Here is a 15,687-nt window from a genome sequence, read left to right as displayed (position 1 = left end):
ATGAACTCGCGTCGCCAGGTCAAGAACCCGCACGCCGAAGCCGAACAGTTCCGCCGCCGCGCGGCGCTGGGCTTCCTCGGCGTGCTGGTGTGCCTGCTGGGCCTGGGCGGCTGGTACTTCAAGCTGCAGGTGCTGGACCACGATATCTACGCCACGCGTTCGGAAGCCAACCGCATCAAGCCGCGGCCGGTGGTGCCCGGGCGCGGCATGATCTACGACCGCAACGGACGCCTGCTGGCCGAGAACGTACCGGCGTTCCGCCTGGACGTGACCCCGGACAAGGTCAAGGACATGGACGCCACCCTGGAAGGGCTGGCCAAGATCATCAGCATCAGCCCTGAAGAGCTGGAAGCGTTCAACAAGTCGCGCAAGGCGCGCCGCAAGTTCCTTCCGGTCACCCTCAAGCTGCGCATGAGCGATGAGGAAATGGCGCGCTTCGCGGTGGACCGCTGGCGCTTCCCGGGCGTGGAACTGGAACCCTACCTGACCCGCCGCTATCCCTATGGCGATCTGTTCGCGCACATCATTGGCTACGTCGGCCGGGTCGATGACAAGGATCTGGAGATCCTCGGCGAAGGCAACGCGGCGCTGACCCACATCGGCAAGTCGGGGCTGGAGCGCTATTACGAGCAGCAGCTGCGCGGCAAGGTGGGCTACGAGCAGGTCGAAACCAATGTGCAGGGCCGTGCCATCCGCACCATTGGCCGCGTGGCCGCACAGTCCGGCGCCGACCTGCGCCTGTCCATCGATGCCGACCTGCAGCGCGCGCTGGTGGCCGCGTTCGGCGAACAGGAAGGCTCGGCGGTGGCGATGGACCCGCGCACCGGCGAAGTGCTGGCCATGGTCAGCCTGCCCTCGTACGATCCCAACCTCTTCGTCAACGGCATCTCGCATGCCGATTTCAAGGCGCTGAACGACAATCCGTCGCGGCCGCAGTTCAACCGCCTGGTGCTGGGTGGCGTGGCCCCCGGTTCCACGCTGAAGCCGCTGATCGGCCTGGCTGGCCTGGATTCGGGCGTGCGCCGCCCGGAAGACAAGGTGCTGTCCACCGGCATGTTCTACCTGCCGGGTACCTCGCGCGGCTGGGGCGATTCGCACCGCGGCGGCCATGGCTGGACCGACCTGCGCAAATCCATCGCCCAGTCGGTCAACACCTACTACTACCGGCTGGCGCTGGACCTGGGCATCGAGCGCTTCGACCACTACATGGAGTACTACGGCTTCGGCCAGCCGACCGGCATCGACCTGACCGGCGAGATCGGCGGCATCCTGCCGTCGCCCGCCTACAAGCGCAAAAGCCGCAAGGAAGCCTGGTATCCCGGCGATACGGTCAACATCAGCATCGGCCAGGGCGACTGGAAGGTCACCCCGCTGCAGCTGGCGCGCGGCGTCAGCGCGCTGGCCGATGGCCAGCTGCGCACCCCGCATCTGGTCATCCAGCAGCGCGCAGGCTTCGACCACGACTGGGTGGCCAGCGAGCCGGGCCCGAGCAAGCCGGTCAGCCCCAACCCGAACAACGTGCAGGCCGTGCGCGAAGGCATGATGGCCACGATGCTGCCCGGGGGCAGCGCCGCGCGTATTGCCGTCGGTGCGCCGTACACCATGGCCGGCAAGACCGGTACCGCGCAGGTGGTCAGCCGCAAGGGCACCGCCGCGGTAAACCCGAAAAGCCTGCCGATGCACCTGCGCCATCGCGCACTGTTCGTGGGCTTCGCGCCGGTCGAGCAGCCGGTCATCGCGCTGGCGATCGCCGTGGAAGGCGGTGGTTACGGCGGTTCGGCCGCCGCGCCGATCGCGCGCAAGGTGTTCGACGCGTACCTGCTGGGCAAGATGCCCGAGGGCATGCAGCCGCTGGACAGCGAGCGCGGCACCACCGTCATCGGCGTGACCGCGTTCGACAACGAAGATGCCAGCGCGCGCCCGGCCGGCGACGCTGCCGCCGCGCTGCTGGGCGAGCATCCCGTGCAGGTGGGCGTGCCTGCGCCGTCGCCCGTACCCGCCCCCGCACCGGGCGCCCCGGCGGTTGCCGCCGCCGTGCCGGCAAGCCCCCGACCCACGCCTGCGGAGCACGCGCGATGAGCGATTTCCTGCGTTGGGCCGGCGACATGCTGCGCCGCTTCTTCAGCACCCTGGACTGGGTACTGTGCCTGGCCCTGGGCGCCTTGATGGTGATCGGCCTTGCCACGCTGAAGAGCGCGGGCGGGGACAGCCTGGTGATGGCCCAGGGCGCGCGCTTCGTGGTCGGCCTGGCGGCGCTGTGGGGCATTTCGCGGGTACCGATCCTGCGCATCCGCTCGGCAACCCCGCTCATCTACGCGATCTCGATGATCCCGTTGCTGGCGGTGTTCGTGCTGGGCACCGGCAAGTACGGCCGGCAGTGGCTGGACCTGAAGTTCTTCTACCTGCAGCCGGCAGAACTGCTGAAGGTCAGCCTGCCGATGATGGTGGCCTGGTACCTGCACCGCATGCCGCTGCCGCCGCGCTTCAACACGGTGCTGGTGTCGCTGGTCATCATCGGCGTGCCGACCGGCCTGGTGATGCTGCAGCCGGACTTTGGTACCGGCGTGCTGATCGCCGCCAGCGGCGTGTTCGTCCTGCTGCTGGCCGGCCTGCCCTGGTGGTGGGTGGGGCTGGGGGTAGGCGGCGTGGCCGCCGTCGCCCCGGTGGCCTGGTTCTGGCTGCTGCGGCCGTACCAGAAGGACCGCATCATGATGTTCCTCGACCCGGAGATGGACGCGCTGGGTGCGGGCTGGAACATCATCCAGTCGAAGATCGCGATCGGCTCCGGTGGCTTCGATGGCAAGGGCTGGGGCGAGGGGTCGCAGTCGCATCTGAACTTCATTCCCGAGCAGACCACCGACTTCGCGTTCTCGGTGCTGAGCGAGGAGTTCGGCTGGATGGGCGTGGCCCTGGTGCTGACCCTGTACCTGGTGGTGATCGGGCGCTGCCTGTGGATTGCCAGCCAGTCGCGCGATTCCTACTCGCGCCTGTTGGCCGGTGCCACCGGCCTGGCGTTCTTCGTGTACGTGCTGGTGAACGGCGGCATGATTTCCGGCCTGCTGCCGGTGGTGGGCGTGCCGATGCCGCTGATCAGCTACGGCGGCACCTCGGCGGTGTCACTGCTGGCCGGGTTCGGCCTGGTGATGGCGGTGCGCAGCCACAACCCGGTGCACGGCGGCTACGGCTGAAACCGGCCGCGCCGCTTCTGTAGAGTCGAGCCATGCTCGACTGCGCTGCGGTTTCTGTAGAGCTGAGCCACGCTCGGCTGCTCCCGGCGAGAAGCAGTCGAGCATGGCTCGACTCTACAAACGCACGAGCCATGACAGCTTCACGCAAGCGCCGCTCGCTACCCTGCCTGGGTGGAATGGAAACGTGTATCCGGCATCTGCCGCGAGGTGGTGCGTACGATCGACCTGCCGCTGCTGCTCGCCTTGCTGCTGTTGATGGCAGCCGGCCTGGCCGTGCTGCACAGCGTGTCGGGCCCGGTCACCGGGCAGGCCGCGCGCTTTGCCGGGGGCCTTGCGGCGATGTGGCTGCTGTCGCGGGTGTCACTGCTGCGCCTGCGCGCGTGGACCCCGGCCCTGTACGCGCTGTCGATGCTGCCGTTGATGGCGGTGTACGTGATCGGCACCGGCAAGTACGGCCAGCGCTGGCTCAACCTGGGCGTGTTCTACCTGCAGCCCTCCGAGCTGCTCAAACTCAGCCTGCCGCTGATGATGGCCTGGTACCTGCACCGCCAGCCGCTGCCGCCATCGCCACGCACGGTGCTGACCGCCGCCGCGCTGATCGGTGTGCCGGGCGTGCTCATCCTGCTGCAGCCCAACCTCGGCACGGCCACCCTGGTCACGGCCAGCGGCGTGTTCGCGCTGCTGCTGGCCGGCCTGCACTGGGGCTGGGTGGCAACCGGCCTGGCCAGTGTGGCGATGGCCGCGCCGCTGGCCTGGTTCGGCCTGCTGCGGCAGTACCAGAAGGACCGCGTACTGACCTTCCTCGACCCCGCCGCCGATCCGCTCGGCACCGGCTGGAACATCCTGCAGTCACGCATCGCCATTGGTTCGGGCGGATGGGAAGGCCGCGGCTGGGGGCAGGGCACGCAGGCCACGCTGGATTTCCTGCCCGAGTACACCACCGATTTCGCGTTCTCGGTGCTGAGCGAAGAGTTCGGCTGGATCGGCGTGGCGACGATGTTCGCGCTGTACCTGTTCGTGGTCGGGCGCTGCCTGTGGATTGCCGTGCACGCGCGCGACACGCATGCGCGGTTGCTGGCCGGCAGCCTGGGCCTGGCGTTCTTTGTCTATGTCCTGGTGAATGGCGGCATGATTTCCGGCCTGCTGCCGGTGGTGGGCATCCCGATGCCGCTGGTCAGCTACGGCGGCACCTCGGCCGTTTCGCTGCTGGCCGGCATCGGCCTGGTGATGGCCGTACGCGTGCACCGGCCGGTGAACGGGTAGCGTCGGGCCACGCCCGGTGGCTTTGGCTGACGCTTTTGGCCTATCGCCGCCCGCCCCGCATCGGCTTCTGAAAAATTCGACTTTCCAACTTTTCTCATTGGCACCTATGGCTGTCCATGCAAATCATGGATGGCCACCGACAACGGGTGGCGCGGGACTCCAATCCCGTTGACCTAAGTGTTGTTTACGCTTGCCAGCCGGCGTCGCCCTTTCCTGTTCGGGCGGCGTCGGCTGGCAATCTGTCCGTGCGTTTCTGGCGGGCGGTGCGTGGAGGGCCTCGTGCCCGCCGGCGCTTTAACACTTGGTCACCGGTATTGGAGCCACGCATCGTCCGCCACCCCCGCATTCTCGCGGGGGGCTTCTTTGTCGACCGCACAAGGATGACCGCATGACCGCTTCCCGCTATCCACACCTGTTTGCCACCCTGGGCGAGGCTGCCAACGAACTGCCCGATGACATCGCCCAGGCGTTGGAAACCACCCTGACCGCCACCCAGGACACCCCGTCGCCCGGTGCCATCACCCTGCTGGGCTGCCTGCAGCGCATCCGACAAGGGGATGCCGCTGATGGCCAGCCCTGGCCCCGCAAGGGGCACACGCCGGGGCAGTGCCTGGCGCTGGCCCGCGCCAACCGCGCCAATGTCGGCCTGACCTTCCTGCTGGAGCTGCTGCACGCCGCCGAGCGGGCCCGCGTGGAGGGTGACGAAAGCCAGCACATCGGCAACGGTGCGCGCGATGAGCTGTTGCTGGCCTGCCGTGGTTTGTCCGAATACGTTGACCTGCAACTGCACGCCGCGTGACCGGAACGCTGGCGTAGACGCGCGGTGTGGTGGGAAAGATCAGTGGCACGCCTGCATCACGCCGACGAAGTTCCAAAAAAAATGTGGACCAATTCACACTTTGACGTAGCGTTGATCCGGATCAATGGACTTGTCGCAATCGGCCTGCACAATGGCGGCCCGTTCGGCATGGCGCGCCGTCTGTAGATGCAGCGCGAGGGGCGTCGGACGGGAAAGCAGTACTGGTCCAACGGATACAGGGAGCGCGGGGCACTGTCACTGGGGAGCGACAGCCGCGCAGGTATCGACAGGATCCGGTCGCCGGTTGCGCCTGCGGGGATGGGGGCGCAACCGGCCACCTCTGCCTGAATGGGGCGGGTCGATCACGACGTCTTCACATTTCCCGCTGAACGCGGGCAAATCGTTGTGATTCATGGTGTTAGGGGTTTTAATTCATCCATGACCTGCTAACCTGCGACGATGATTCGACGCTCCCTGGCCTGCTTGCTCACCCTCGGTCTGGTCGCCTGCGCGACCCAGCCGACGTCCCCGCCGACTTCACCCCAGGCCAGCAGCACGCCGCGCCATCCGGCCGGCAAGCCCCACGGCGGCCCGGCCGAAGCCGCGCCGGAAGCGACCGCAGCCACGGCGGCGCCGATTGACCTGACCCCGGTGCCGTTCGAGACCGCACGCGCCAACTTCATCGCCGATACCGCCAAGCGGTACGGGCTGGCGCCAGCCGAGATTGCCCGCGTACTCGACCAGGCGCAGGTGCGCCAACCGATCATCGCTGCCATGTCGCGACCCGCCGAGCGGGTGAAGCCGTGGAACGAATACCGCCCGATGTTCATCAGCAAGGCACGCATCGAGGGCGGCCGCGCGTTCCTCGCCGAACATCGCGCCGAGCTGGACCGCGTGCAGCAGCGCACGGGCGTGCCGGCCGAAGTGATCGTGGCCATCATCGGCGTGGAAACCAGTTACGGTAAGAACGCCGGCAGCCACCGCGTGCTCGATGCGCTGTACACGCTGGCCTTCTATTACCCGCGCAGCGGCGACCCGGCCAAGCTGGAACGCGAAGTGCGCCGCGAGCTGTTCTTCCGCGATGAACTGGCCAAGCTGTTCGAGCTGGGCCGCCAAGAGAAGCTGGACATCACCACGCTCAAGGGCAGCTATGCCGGCGCGATGGGCATGGGCCAGTTCATGCCGTCCAGCTACCTCGATTACGCCGTGGACGGCAACGGCGATGGTCGCCGCGATCTGTTCACCAGCTATGACGACGTGTTCTCGTCCATCGCCAATTACTTCGTGAAGAAGGGCGGCTGGGTACGCGGCGGCCAGGTGGCAGTGCCGGCCACGCTGGCGCCGGGACGCGAAGAATTCAATCCGACCGAGTGGATGCCCACCTGGACCCTGGCCGACCTGGCCCAGCGCGGCTACCAGCCCAGCGCGCCGGTCCCGCCGGGCGTCACCGCCACCCCGATCAGCCTGGAAGGCAGCACGGGCAAGCAGTACTGGCTGGGCTTCCAGAACTACTACGCGATCACCCGCTACAACCTCTCGAAGATGTACGCGATGGCCGTGTTCCAGTTGTCGCAGGCCATTGCCGGACAGGAGCTGCCCCCGGCATGAACATCAGATGGCTGGTCCCCGCATTCGCTGTGCTGGCGCTGGCCGCCTGCAGCAGCGTACCGCAGAAACCCAGTGCCGGCCATGGCGGCAAGGTGCCCAGCACGGTGGTGCAGGGCAAGGGCAAGGGGGGGCGCCCGGCGCACTGCCCGGACGGTTCGCCGTACGCGGCCGCCACCGAAGACCTCAGCACCCGCGGCAACTACACCGCCGGCGGCCTGTACAAGCCGGGGGTGAAGGACACCACGCCCAGCTACGTGCCCAACGTGGCCTGCATTCCCGAGCCGGAAGTGACCGCGGTCGAGCGCTCGGTCATCGGCAACAAGTCGCCGTATGTGGTGCTGGGCAAGTCGTACAAGGTGCTCGACGACACCCATGACTACGTCGAGCGCGGCACCGCTTCGTATTACGGCGCCAAGTTCCATGGACGCCTGACCTCCAACCGCGAGGTCTACGACATGTACCAGTTCACCGCCGCGCACAAGACGCTCCCGCTGCCCAGCTTTGCCCGCGTGACCAACCTGGACAACGGCGAGTCGGTGATCGTGCGCGTCAACGATCGTGGCCCGTTCCATGATGGCCGCGTGGTCGACCTCAGCTACGCCGCCGCCGTGCGCCTGGGCATCACCCAGCGCGGCACCGGCAACGTGGAAGTGCGCGCGCTGCAGCCGGGCGAAAGCAACCTGCTGGCGCAGAAGCCGTCGCGCCGCGAGCGTCGTGCGGCCGAAGCCGCTGCTGCAACCACGACCGTCGCCGCCGCACGCCCGGCAGCCACCCCGCGCGCCGCCGCGCCCAGCGACATCGACCGCCTCGTGCAGCGCCTGCCGGCCGACGGCGCACCTGCCCGTGGCCAGCCGGCCACCACCCAGGCGGCCAGCAGCGCCCTGCCTGACGTGGCCGTCAGCAGCCTGCCGCCGAGTGCACCGGCCGTGCGCAGCGCCCCCGCCCCGGTTGCCGTGGCTGCTGCCACGCCGCGTGCCACCGCCGCCCCGGTTCGCAGCGCGCCGGCAGCGGTGGTTGCCGCCCCGTCGCCGACGCTGTCGCAGCAGGTGGTGGGTGCGGTGATGGTGCAGGTGGCCAGTTTCTCCAGCCGCGACAACGCGACCCGCGCGATGGGCCAGCTCAACGCGGCCGGCATCGTGGGCGCCACCATCAGCGACATCGCTGCCGGTGGCCGCACCCTGTTCCGCCTGCGCGTACCGGCCAACGACCATGCCAGTGCCGCCGAACTGGTCGGCCGCATCGCAGGCCTCGGCCTGGGCTCGCCGCAGATCGTCAAGGATTGATCCACCCGGGTCGGTGCTGCCGGCCCCTGCCACACCGGCCGTACAATGGCCCGTCTTACAACCCTCCATTCTGGCCGTCCCCTGGAGCCTGCAGTCCAATGAATTTCCGTTCCGCCGCCACCGCCCTGGCCGCCACCCTGGTGGTTGGCCTGGCTTCCGCCCAGACGCCGCTGCCGACCCCGGCCACCCCGGCGCCCGCTGCTGCTGCCGCTCCGGCGGTCGTGGCCACTCCGCCGGCCCCGGTGCCCAGCGTGTCCAAGGCCTGGATCCTGATGGATTACGCCACCGGCCAGGTGCTGGCGGGCGAGAACGTCCATGAACAGCTGGCCCCGGCCAGCATCACCAAGGTGATGACGTCCTATGTGGTCGCCGCCGAGGTCAAGAACGGCAAGGTCCGCGCCGACGACCAGGTGATGATGAGCGAACGCGCCTGGCGCGAAGGTGGCGCTGGCACCGACGGCAGCTACAGCGGCTTCCCGGTCAACCAGACCGCGCGCCTGGAAGACATGGAAAAGGGCATGGCGATCCAGTCCGGCAACGACGCCGCGATCGCCCTGGCCGAACACGTGGCCGGCAGCGAGGAAGCCTTTGCTTCGCTGATGAACAGCTACGCCGCCAAGATCGGCATGAAGGATTCGCACTTCGTCAACGCCCACGGCCTGAGCGCCGAAGGCCACCACAGCACCGCCTACGACCTGGCGCTGCTGGGCCGCGCGATGGTGCGTGATTACCCGGAAACCTACGCCTACAACAAGGTGAAGGAATTCCAGGTGGGCAACATCAAGCAGCCCAACCGCAACCTGCTGCTGTGGCGCGATGGCAGCGTGGACGGCATCAAGACCGGCCACACCTCCGAAGCGGGCTACTGCCTGATGAGCTCGGCCCAGCGGGGTGACCAGCGCCTGATCGCGGTGGTGCTGGGTGGTTCGTCGGAAAAGCAGCGCGCCGATGACAGCCTGGCCCTGCTGAACTGGGGCTTCCGCTTCTTCGAGACCCATCGCCTGTACGAGCCGGGCAAGGCCGTGGCCGAGCACAAGGTGTGGAAGGGTGCCACCGACAAGGTGCAGCTGGGCGTGGCCCAGCCGATGCTGGTGAGCGTGCCGCGTGGTCGCTACAACGACCTGAAGCCGAGCATCGATGTGCCCAAGACCCTGGAAGCGCCGTTCACCGCGGGCCAGCAGATCGGCACCGTCAAGGTGACCCTGGATGGCAAGGTGGTGGCCGAAGCCCCTCTGGTGGCCGTGGCTGCCGTAGAACAGGCCGGCTTCTTCAAGCGCCTGTGGGACAGCTTCTGGATGTGGTGGGAATCGGAATGATCCACGCCCCGGCGTGGTGAATGAAAAAGGCCGGCGAATGCCGGCCTTTTTTATTGGTAGTGCCGGCCGCTGGCCGGCTTCTCATGAACCCATCCGGATATGCCTGCAGCCGGCCAGCGGCCGGCAGCTTTTTGTAGAGTCGAGCCATGCTCGACTGCCGTTGCCATCAGTCGAGCATGGCTCGACTCTACAGAGCGGTTCAACCGGTGTGCCGACCAACGGTCAGCAGCTACCCGCTTCAGCCCCGGTGTGCCGACCAACGGTCGGCACCTACCTACAGCGAGCGGTTCAAACGGTGTGCCGACCAACGGTCAGCAGCTACCCGCTTCAGCCCCGGTGTGCCGACCAACGGTCGGCACCTACCTACAGCGAGCGGCTGATGGTGAAGCTGCCGAACACGGGGGCTTCGCGCTGGCCGTTGAATTCGCGGGTGCTGTGGTAACGGGCCATCGCGAACTTCCAGCGGCCGCGCATCACGGCCACGCCGTAGCCGCCGTAGGCCACCACGTGGCGCTTGTCCACGCTGTGGCTGTCGCGGAAGGTGTTGCCGTCCAACGTGATGTCGCGGATCACCCAGGCCGCATCGGTGGTGGCAAACAGGTGCCACGACCAGCCACCGGGCTTGCCGCCGCGGGTGGGGGCGGTGTTTTCGCCCGCCGGGCGCAGCGGGGTGCTGCCGAAATCATCCGGCAGCTTCCAGCCGAAGCGCACTTCACCGCCGAAATTCGCCTTGGTTTCCAGGTTGCCGATCGCGCCGCCGTAATGGCTGATCGCATCCCAGCCCCAGCCAGCGGCATTCACGCTGGCGTCGGCCGGCCAACGGCGCATGCGCTCGTGGGTGTACATCACCACCGGCTCGTTGTGCAGCTGGTTGTCCCAGCCCTGGAATTTCTCGTCGCCCAGCAGGTCGTGCACGGCGTTCTGCACCTGCTTGCCCTGCGCCCACGGGCCCACCACACCCAGGGTCAGCAGGGTGGTCTGCAGGCGATCACCGCGGCGGGCGTTGTAGCCGAAGCTGGCCACCAGCACGCCGGCATAGGGCCGGTCGTCCTCGATCAGGTCCTTGCGGGTGAAATCGGTGGGCGTGTAGATGCCCTGGCCGAGGCTGAAGATCATGTTCTGCTGCTCGAACTCACCCGGGTGCAGGCGCTCGAGGTGGCGGTTCACCCAGCGCGCCAGGCGCGGCAGGCAGGGGTCATCGGTGTAGTCCACCAGATTGGGCGAGACCAGGGTCAGCTGGGCGCCGTTGGTGTAGCCCTGGTCCTGGTCCTTGGCGCCGAACAGGTCATTGTCGACCCGGAAATTGACCTGCGGCGGGTGTTCGCGCATCGCATCGGGACCACATTGTTCAGCCGCCTGGGCGGTGAGGGGGAGGGCGGCGGCGGCCAGAAGGCCGGACAGTCCAACAGCGGCGGCAGTACGCATGGATGGGATGATCATCGGGTAGTTGGCGTGTGAAGGTCGATTTATGCAACAACACAGTACTCCCACCGCTGTGATGGAACGAGGCGCGCGCCTTCACTTGTCTGTTCTGTAAAACGCACTTGTCCCGATGCGAAAACACGGCGCCGGTCGGGGCGCTGGCTGAACCAGGCACGGCCTGCAACGCAGCGGGCTGCGGATGTGGCGTTTGACGTTGATGAATACTCTTGGGTTTGTTGCCCTGCGGCCCGATAATGGGGGCATGGAAATCAAGTCCGACAACCCCGAACACGGCTTCCAGTTCCCCGGTCAGTTCGAGCTCAGCGCGATGGGCCCGGCCAACCGTGGCCTGGAGCACGACCTCCCCCGCCTGCTGATCTCCGCTGGCGTCGACGTGGTGAACGAACGCATCAGCTGGAAGCATTCGTCCAACGGCAAGTACGTCTCGGTGCGCCTGGTGTTCCGGGCGGAGAACCGTGAGCAGTACGACGTGGCCCACCAGGCCCTGCGCGACCACCCGGAAGTGAAGTGGACGGTGTAGCCAGCAGCTGCGCGGCCGAACCTGCCCCCGGGCAGCGTCCGGCCCGTCCTGCGGTGGTGCGCGATCTCGGCCGCCAGGCCTATGAACCGGTCTGGCGCGCCATGCAGCGCTTCACCGACCAGCGCACCGACGACGACGCCGATGAGCTGTGGGTGGTCGAGCACGATCCTGTGTTCACCCTGGGCCAGGCGGGCAAGGACGAGCACGTGCTGGCGCCGGGTGACATTCCGGTGCTGCACGTGGACCGCGGTGGCCAGGTGACCTACCACGGCCCCGGCCAGATCGTGGTCTACCCGCTGCTGCGCCTGCCGCGGCTGGGCATCGGCGTGCGTGACTATGTCTGTCGCATCGAACAGGCCCTCATCGACACCCTCGGCGAATGGAACATCGGCGCCGAGCGGCGTGATGGCGCGCCCGGCGTGTATGTGGGCGACGCCAAGATCGCCGCCCTCGGCATCCGCGTGCGTCGTGGCTGCACCTTCCACGGCCTGGCCTTCAATGTGTCCATGGACCTGGAACCCTTCCACCGCATCAACCCCTGTGGTTACCAGGGGTTGCAGGTGACCTCGGTGGTAGACTTGGGCGGCCCGTCCGGGATGGACGCCGTCAAGCCGGTGCTGCTGGACCACCTGGCCCGCCAGTTCGGCCTGCTGCTGCAGCCCTCGCCCGAACTGCCCGATCTTTCTGCGGCCGCCTGACCGCCCCCCGGAACTGCCATGACTGAGACCACCGCCCGCACCATTCCCCTGCAGATCGTGCAGGCCGAGCTTCCGTCCGCCGCGCCGCTGCAGGTGGGCGTCAAGCAGATGGGCGGGGACAAGATCAACCGTTCGCCGGTGCAGTTCGCCGACGCGCCGGTGCTGCGCAAGCCGTCCTGGATCCGCGTGCGCATTCCTTCGGGCAATGCCGTGCAGAACCTCAAGGCCAAGCTGCGCGAGAACCGCCTGGTGACCGTGTGCGAGGAAGCCAGCTGCCCGAACATCCACGAATGCTTCGGCCACGGCACCGCCACCTTCATGATCCTGGGCGAAGTGTGCACCCGCCGCTGCTCGTTCTGCGACGTCGCCCATGGCCGCCCCAAGCCGCCCGATGCCAACGAGCCGGCCAGCCTGGGCCAGACCGTGGCCGACATGGGCCTGAAGTACGTGGTGGTGACCAGCGTCGACCGCGATGACCTGCGCGACGGCGGTGCCCAGCACTTCGTCGACTGCATCACCGCCATCCGCGAGAAGTCGCCGGGCACCCGCATCGAGGTGCTGACCCCGGATTTCCGTGGCAAGGGCCGCATGGAGCGCGCGCTGGAGATCCTGGCGCAGAACCCGCCGGACGTGTTCAACCACAACATCGAAACCGTACCGGACCTGTACCGCAACGTGCGCCCGGGTGCCGATTACCAGTGGTCGCTGAACCTGCTGAAGAACTTCAAGGCGCAGCACCCGTCGGTGCCGACCAAGAGCGGCATCATGCTGGGCCTGGGCGAAGAGTTCGAGCAGATCAAGGCCACCATGCGCGACCTGCGTGCGCACGACGTGGACATGATCACCATCGGCCAGTACCTGCAGCCGACCGCGCACCACCATCCGGTGCTGAAGTACTGGACGCCCGAGGACTACAAGGCGCTGGAAGACTACGGCTACGAGCTGGGCTTCAGCCACGTGGCCTCCGGCCCGATGGTGCGCTCGTCGTACCACGCCGATGTCCAGGCCAAGGGCGCAGGGGTTTCCTGAGGTAGGTGCGGACCGTTGGTCCGCACGCCTTCGCTCCGCCTTGGTGGGTGCGGACCCCTGCCTTGGTGGGTGCGGACCGTTCGTCCGCACGCCTTCGCCTGCATTCACAATTTGCTACACCGGCCCCGCTAGGCTGGTTTTCCACCGAACGCGGCCGGATGACAAACACGGCAACTTTCGGCACTGTCGGGGTGTCTGAACACCCTGCAGTCTCCCCCTTGGCAAGGCGCCTTCGAGCACGTTCATGAAATTCAAAGCCCCCGCATTCCTGATGGCCCTGGCGCTGGTCGCGCCGCTGGCGCTGGCGGCCAAGGCCGACTCGCCGGCATTGCCGGCCGCTGCCACCGCCGACCAGGTGACCACCTCCAAGCTGGTCTACGGCCTGCTGTCCGACAGCCGCTACGCCTACCGGCCGCGCGCGCTGGACGAGGCCACCTCCAAAGACGTGTTCAAGCGTTACCTGGAAACCCTCGACGGGGGCAAGCAATACTTCACCCAGGCCGATGTGACCCGTTTCGCGCCGTTCCAGGCCGGCATCGCCAACGCCATCCGTGGCGGCGAGCTGGAGCCGGCGTTCGAGGTGTTCGCTGTCTACAAGCAGCGCGTGGGCGAGCGCGTGGGCTATGCCCGCAAGCTGCTCAAGCAGGAACCGGATTTCACCACCGATGAGCGCTTCGAGTACGACCGCAAGGACGTGCCGTGGGCGGCCAGCAATGCCGAGCTGGATGAGCTGTGGCGCAAATCGGTCAAGAACGACTGGCTGCGCCTGAAGCTGGCCGGCAAGAAGCCCGACGATATCCGCAAGACCCTGGACAAGCGTTACGCCACGCTGGAAAAGACCGTCAACGAGCTGAAGGGCGAGGACGTCTTCCAGTTCTTCATGAACGCCTACACCAGCGCCGTCGATCCGCACACCGATTACTTCACCCCGCGCACCGCCGAGAACTTCAACCAGGCGATGTCGCTGTCGCTGGAAGGCATCGGTGCGCAGCTGCAGCGCCAGGACGACATGGTGGTGATCCGCGAGATCATCGCCGGCGGCCCGGCCGCCGTGGATGGCACCCTGAAGCCGGGCGACCGCATCGTCGGCGTCGGCCAGGGCAAGTCCGGGCCGCTGGAAGATGTGATCGGCTGGCGCATTGATGACGTCGTGGCCAAGATCCGCGGCGCCAAGGACACCCAGGTGCGGCTGGAGTTCATCTCCGCCGAGGACGGCGTGGACGGCAAGCACCACACCCTGCTGCTGACCCGGCAGAAGGTGCGCCTGGCCGAACAGGCCGCCAAGGGCGAGACGATGACCATCCCGGGCAAGGATGGCCAGCCCGAGCGCAAGGTGGGCGTGATCAAGCTGCCGACCTTCTACCAGGATTTCGAGGGCCGTCGCCGCAATGCCGCCGACTACGCCTCGGCCACCCGCGACGTGGCCAAGCTGCTGGCCGGCTTCAAGAACGACAAGCTGGACGGCGTGGTGCTGGACCTGCGCAACAACGGCGGTGGTTCGCTGGATGAAGCCATTGAGCTGACCGGCCTGTTCATCGAACAGGGCCCGGTGGTGCAGGTGCGCGAATCCGGTGGCCGCGTCACCGTCAACAGCGACCGCAACCAGGGCGTTGCCTGGGACGGCCCGCTGGCGGTGCTGATCAACCGCGGTTCGGCCTCGGCGTCGGAAATCTTCGCCGGTGCGATCCAGGATTACGGCCGTGGCCTGGTCATCGGTGAAACCACCTTCGGCAAGGGCACTGTGCAGAACATCGTCGACCTGGACCGTTGGCCCAGTGGCGAAACCCAGCGCTTTGGCCAGGTGAAGCTGACCATCGCCCAGTTCTTCCGCATCAGTGGCAGCAGCACCCAGCACAAGGGTGTGGTGCCGGACCTGGCCTTCCCAGCCAGCGTCGATGCCACCGAATTCGGTGAAAGCACCTACGACAACGCGCTGCCGTGGACCCGCATCGCCGCCGTGCCGCACACCCAGTACGGCAACTTCGCGCCGCTGCTGCCGAAACTGGAATCGCGCCACGAAGCCCGCATCGCCACCGACAAGGAATTCCAGTGGTGGAACGAGGACGTGCAGCAGTTCCGCACCGAAGCCGCCAAGAAGTACGTCTCGCTCAACGAGGCGATCCGCTTGGCCGAGCGTGAGCGCCAGGACAAGCAGCGCAAGGACCGCCAGGTCATCCGCAAGGAACTGGGCCTGGCCCTGGATCCGCTGGCCGATGACAGCAGCGATGACGGCCTGACCGGCAACGAGCGCGACATCGTCAAGGATGCCGCCCGCGAGAAGGCCGCCGAAAAGCGTCCGGATCCGCTGCTGCGTGAATCCGCCTCGATCCTGTCCGATGCGGTGAACCTGCTGGAAACCGACCGCCCGCTGTCGGCGCAGGTGCTACCGCAGTCCACCGGCGCCGGGCGCTGGGCTGACTGATCCGCCGCTGACGTGAAGTACCCCACGGGGTCGGCAATGCCGGCCCCGTTCGTTTTTCCGGTAGCGCCGGGCCATGCCCGGCGGACGTCGATGAACCGGGAGCAACGGGGGCGGGCGT

Annotated in this window: 12 protein-coding genes; 11 read left to right on the top strand and 1 reads right to left on the bottom strand. The window is 67.4% G+C overall.

The window, feature by feature from the left end:
- From mrdA to C1924_RS17040, 7 genes are all read left to right on the top strand, one after another.
- Positions 1–2,079: a penicillin-binding protein 2 gene (gene mrdA / locus C1924_RS17070; RefSeq protein WP_108766371.1), complete on the top strand. Its 2,079-nt coding sequence runs from the start codon at positions 1–3 to the stop codon at positions 2,077–2,079.
- Positions 2,076–3,188 (top strand): rod shape-determining protein RodA, encoded by a 1,113-nt coding sequence (rodA, locus tag C1924_RS17065; RefSeq protein ID WP_108766370.1) that lies wholly within the window; start codon positions 2,076–2,078, stop codon positions 3,186–3,188. The genes mrdA and rodA (C1924_RS17065) overlap by 4 nt, the downstream gene beginning before the upstream one ends.
- Before the next feature lie 171 nt (positions 3,189–3,359).
- Positions 3,360–4,451 (top strand): rod shape-determining protein RodA, encoded by a 1,092-nt coding sequence (rodA, locus tag C1924_RS17060; protein ID WP_108766369.1) that lies wholly within the window; start codon positions 3,360–3,362, stop codon positions 4,449–4,451.
- 388 nt (positions 4,452–4,839) lie between these two features.
- Positions 4,840–5,250 (top strand): hypothetical protein, encoded by a 411-nt coding sequence (locus C1924_RS17055; RefSeq protein ID WP_108766368.1) that lies wholly within the window; start codon positions 4,840–4,842, stop codon positions 5,248–5,250.
- Positions 5,251–5,709: 459 nt separating this feature from the next.
- Entirely contained in the window at positions 5,710–6,858 is a 1,149-nt protein-coding gene (mltB, locus tag C1924_RS17050; RefSeq protein WP_108766367.1) for a lytic murein transglycosylase B, read from the top strand.
- Positions 6,855–8,141, top strand: a complete 1,287-nt coding sequence (locus C1924_RS17045) for a septal ring lytic transglycosylase RlpA family protein (RefSeq protein WP_108766366.1) — start codon at positions 6,855–6,857, stop codon at positions 8,139–8,141. Before mltB ends, C1924_RS17045 begins: the two co-directional genes overlap by 4 nt.
- 98 nt (positions 8,142–8,239) lie before the next feature.
- On the top strand, positions 8,240–9,457 hold the full coding sequence (locus C1924_RS17040) for a D-alanyl-D-alanine carboxypeptidase family protein (RefSeq protein ID WP_108766365.1): 1,218 nt from the start codon (positions 8,240–8,242) through the stop codon (positions 9,455–9,457).
- Positions 9,458–9,820: 363 nt separating this feature from the next.
- On the opposite strand, the gene C1924_RS17035 is transcribed toward C1924_RS17040, so the two are convergent.
- Positions 9,821–10,882 (bottom strand): lipid A deacylase LpxR family protein, encoded by a 1,062-nt coding sequence (locus C1924_RS17035; protein WP_108767108.1) that lies wholly within the window; start codon positions 10,880–10,882, stop codon positions 9,821–9,823.
- A 259-nt stretch (positions 10,883–11,141) separates the two neighbouring features.
- Between C1924_RS17035 and C1924_RS17030 the strand changes: the two genes are divergently transcribed.
- The 4 genes from C1924_RS17030 (at position 11,142) to C1924_RS17015 (ending at position 15,569) form a co-directional block, all read left to right on the top strand.
- Positions 11,142–11,420, top strand: coding sequence for a YbeD family protein (locus C1924_RS17030; RefSeq protein ID WP_108766364.1), 279 nt, complete (start codon positions 11,142–11,144; stop codon positions 11,418–11,420).
- Positions 11,408–12,118, top strand: coding sequence for a lipoyl(octanoyl) transferase LipB (gene lipB, locus C1924_RS17025; RefSeq protein ID WP_108766363.1), 711 nt, complete (start codon positions 11,408–11,410; stop codon positions 12,116–12,118). Before C1924_RS17030 ends, lipB begins: the two co-directional genes overlap by 13 nt.
- An 18-nt stretch (positions 12,119–12,136) precedes the next feature.
- Positions 12,137–13,147 (top strand): lipoyl synthase, encoded by a 1,011-nt coding sequence (gene lipA / locus C1924_RS17020; RefSeq protein ID WP_108766362.1) that lies wholly within the window; start codon positions 12,137–12,139, stop codon positions 13,145–13,147.
- A gap of 244 nt (positions 13,148–13,391) precedes the next feature.
- Positions 13,392–15,569: a carboxy terminal-processing peptidase gene (locus C1924_RS17015; protein WP_108766361.1), complete on the top strand. Its 2,178-nt coding sequence runs from the start codon at positions 13,392–13,394 to the stop codon at positions 15,567–15,569.
- Positions 15,570–15,687: the final 118 nt, after the last annotated feature.

Source organism: Stenotrophomonas sp. ESTM1D_MKCIP4_1, from assembly GCF_003086895.1.
Taxonomy (GTDB): Bacteria; Pseudomonadota; Gammaproteobacteria; order Xanthomonadales; family Xanthomonadaceae; genus Stenotrophomonas.
This window is presented reverse-complemented; position numbering and strand designations above follow the sequence as displayed.

Coding starts and splice junctions, on each gene's coding strand:
- mrdA (WP_108766371.1), top strand. CDS start 1: ATGAACTCGCGTCGCCAGGTCAAGAACCCGCACGCCGAAGCCGAACAG.
- rodA (WP_108766370.1), top strand. CDS start 2,076: ATGAGCGATTTCCTGCGTTGGGCCGGCGACATGCTGCGCCGCTTCTTC.
- C1924_RS17055 (WP_108766368.1), top strand. CDS start 4,840: ATGACCGCTTCCCGCTATCCACACCTGTTTGCCACCCTGGGCGAGGCT.
- mltB (WP_108766367.1), top strand. CDS start 5,710: ATGATTCGACGCTCCCTGGCCTGCTTGCTCACCCTCGGTCTGGTCGCC.
- C1924_RS17045 (WP_108766366.1), top strand. CDS start 6,855: ATGAACATCAGATGGCTGGTCCCCGCATTCGCTGTGCTGGCGCTGGCC.
- C1924_RS17040 (WP_108766365.1), top strand. CDS start 8,240: ATGAATTTCCGTTCCGCCGCCACCGCCCTGGCCGCCACCCTGGTGGTT.
- C1924_RS17035 (WP_108767108.1), bottom strand. CDS start 10,882: ATGCGTACTGCCGCCGCTGTTGGACTGTCCGGCCTTCTGGCCGCCGCC.
- C1924_RS17030 (WP_108766364.1), top strand. CDS start 11,142: ATGGAAATCAAGTCCGACAACCCCGAACACGGCTTCCAGTTCCCCGGT.
- lipA (WP_108766362.1), top strand. CDS start 12,137: ATGACTGAGACCACCGCCCGCACCATTCCCCTGCAGATCGTGCAGGCC.
- C1924_RS17015 (WP_108766361.1), top strand. CDS start 13,392: ATGAAATTCAAAGCCCCCGCATTCCTGATGGCCCTGGCGCTGGTCGCG.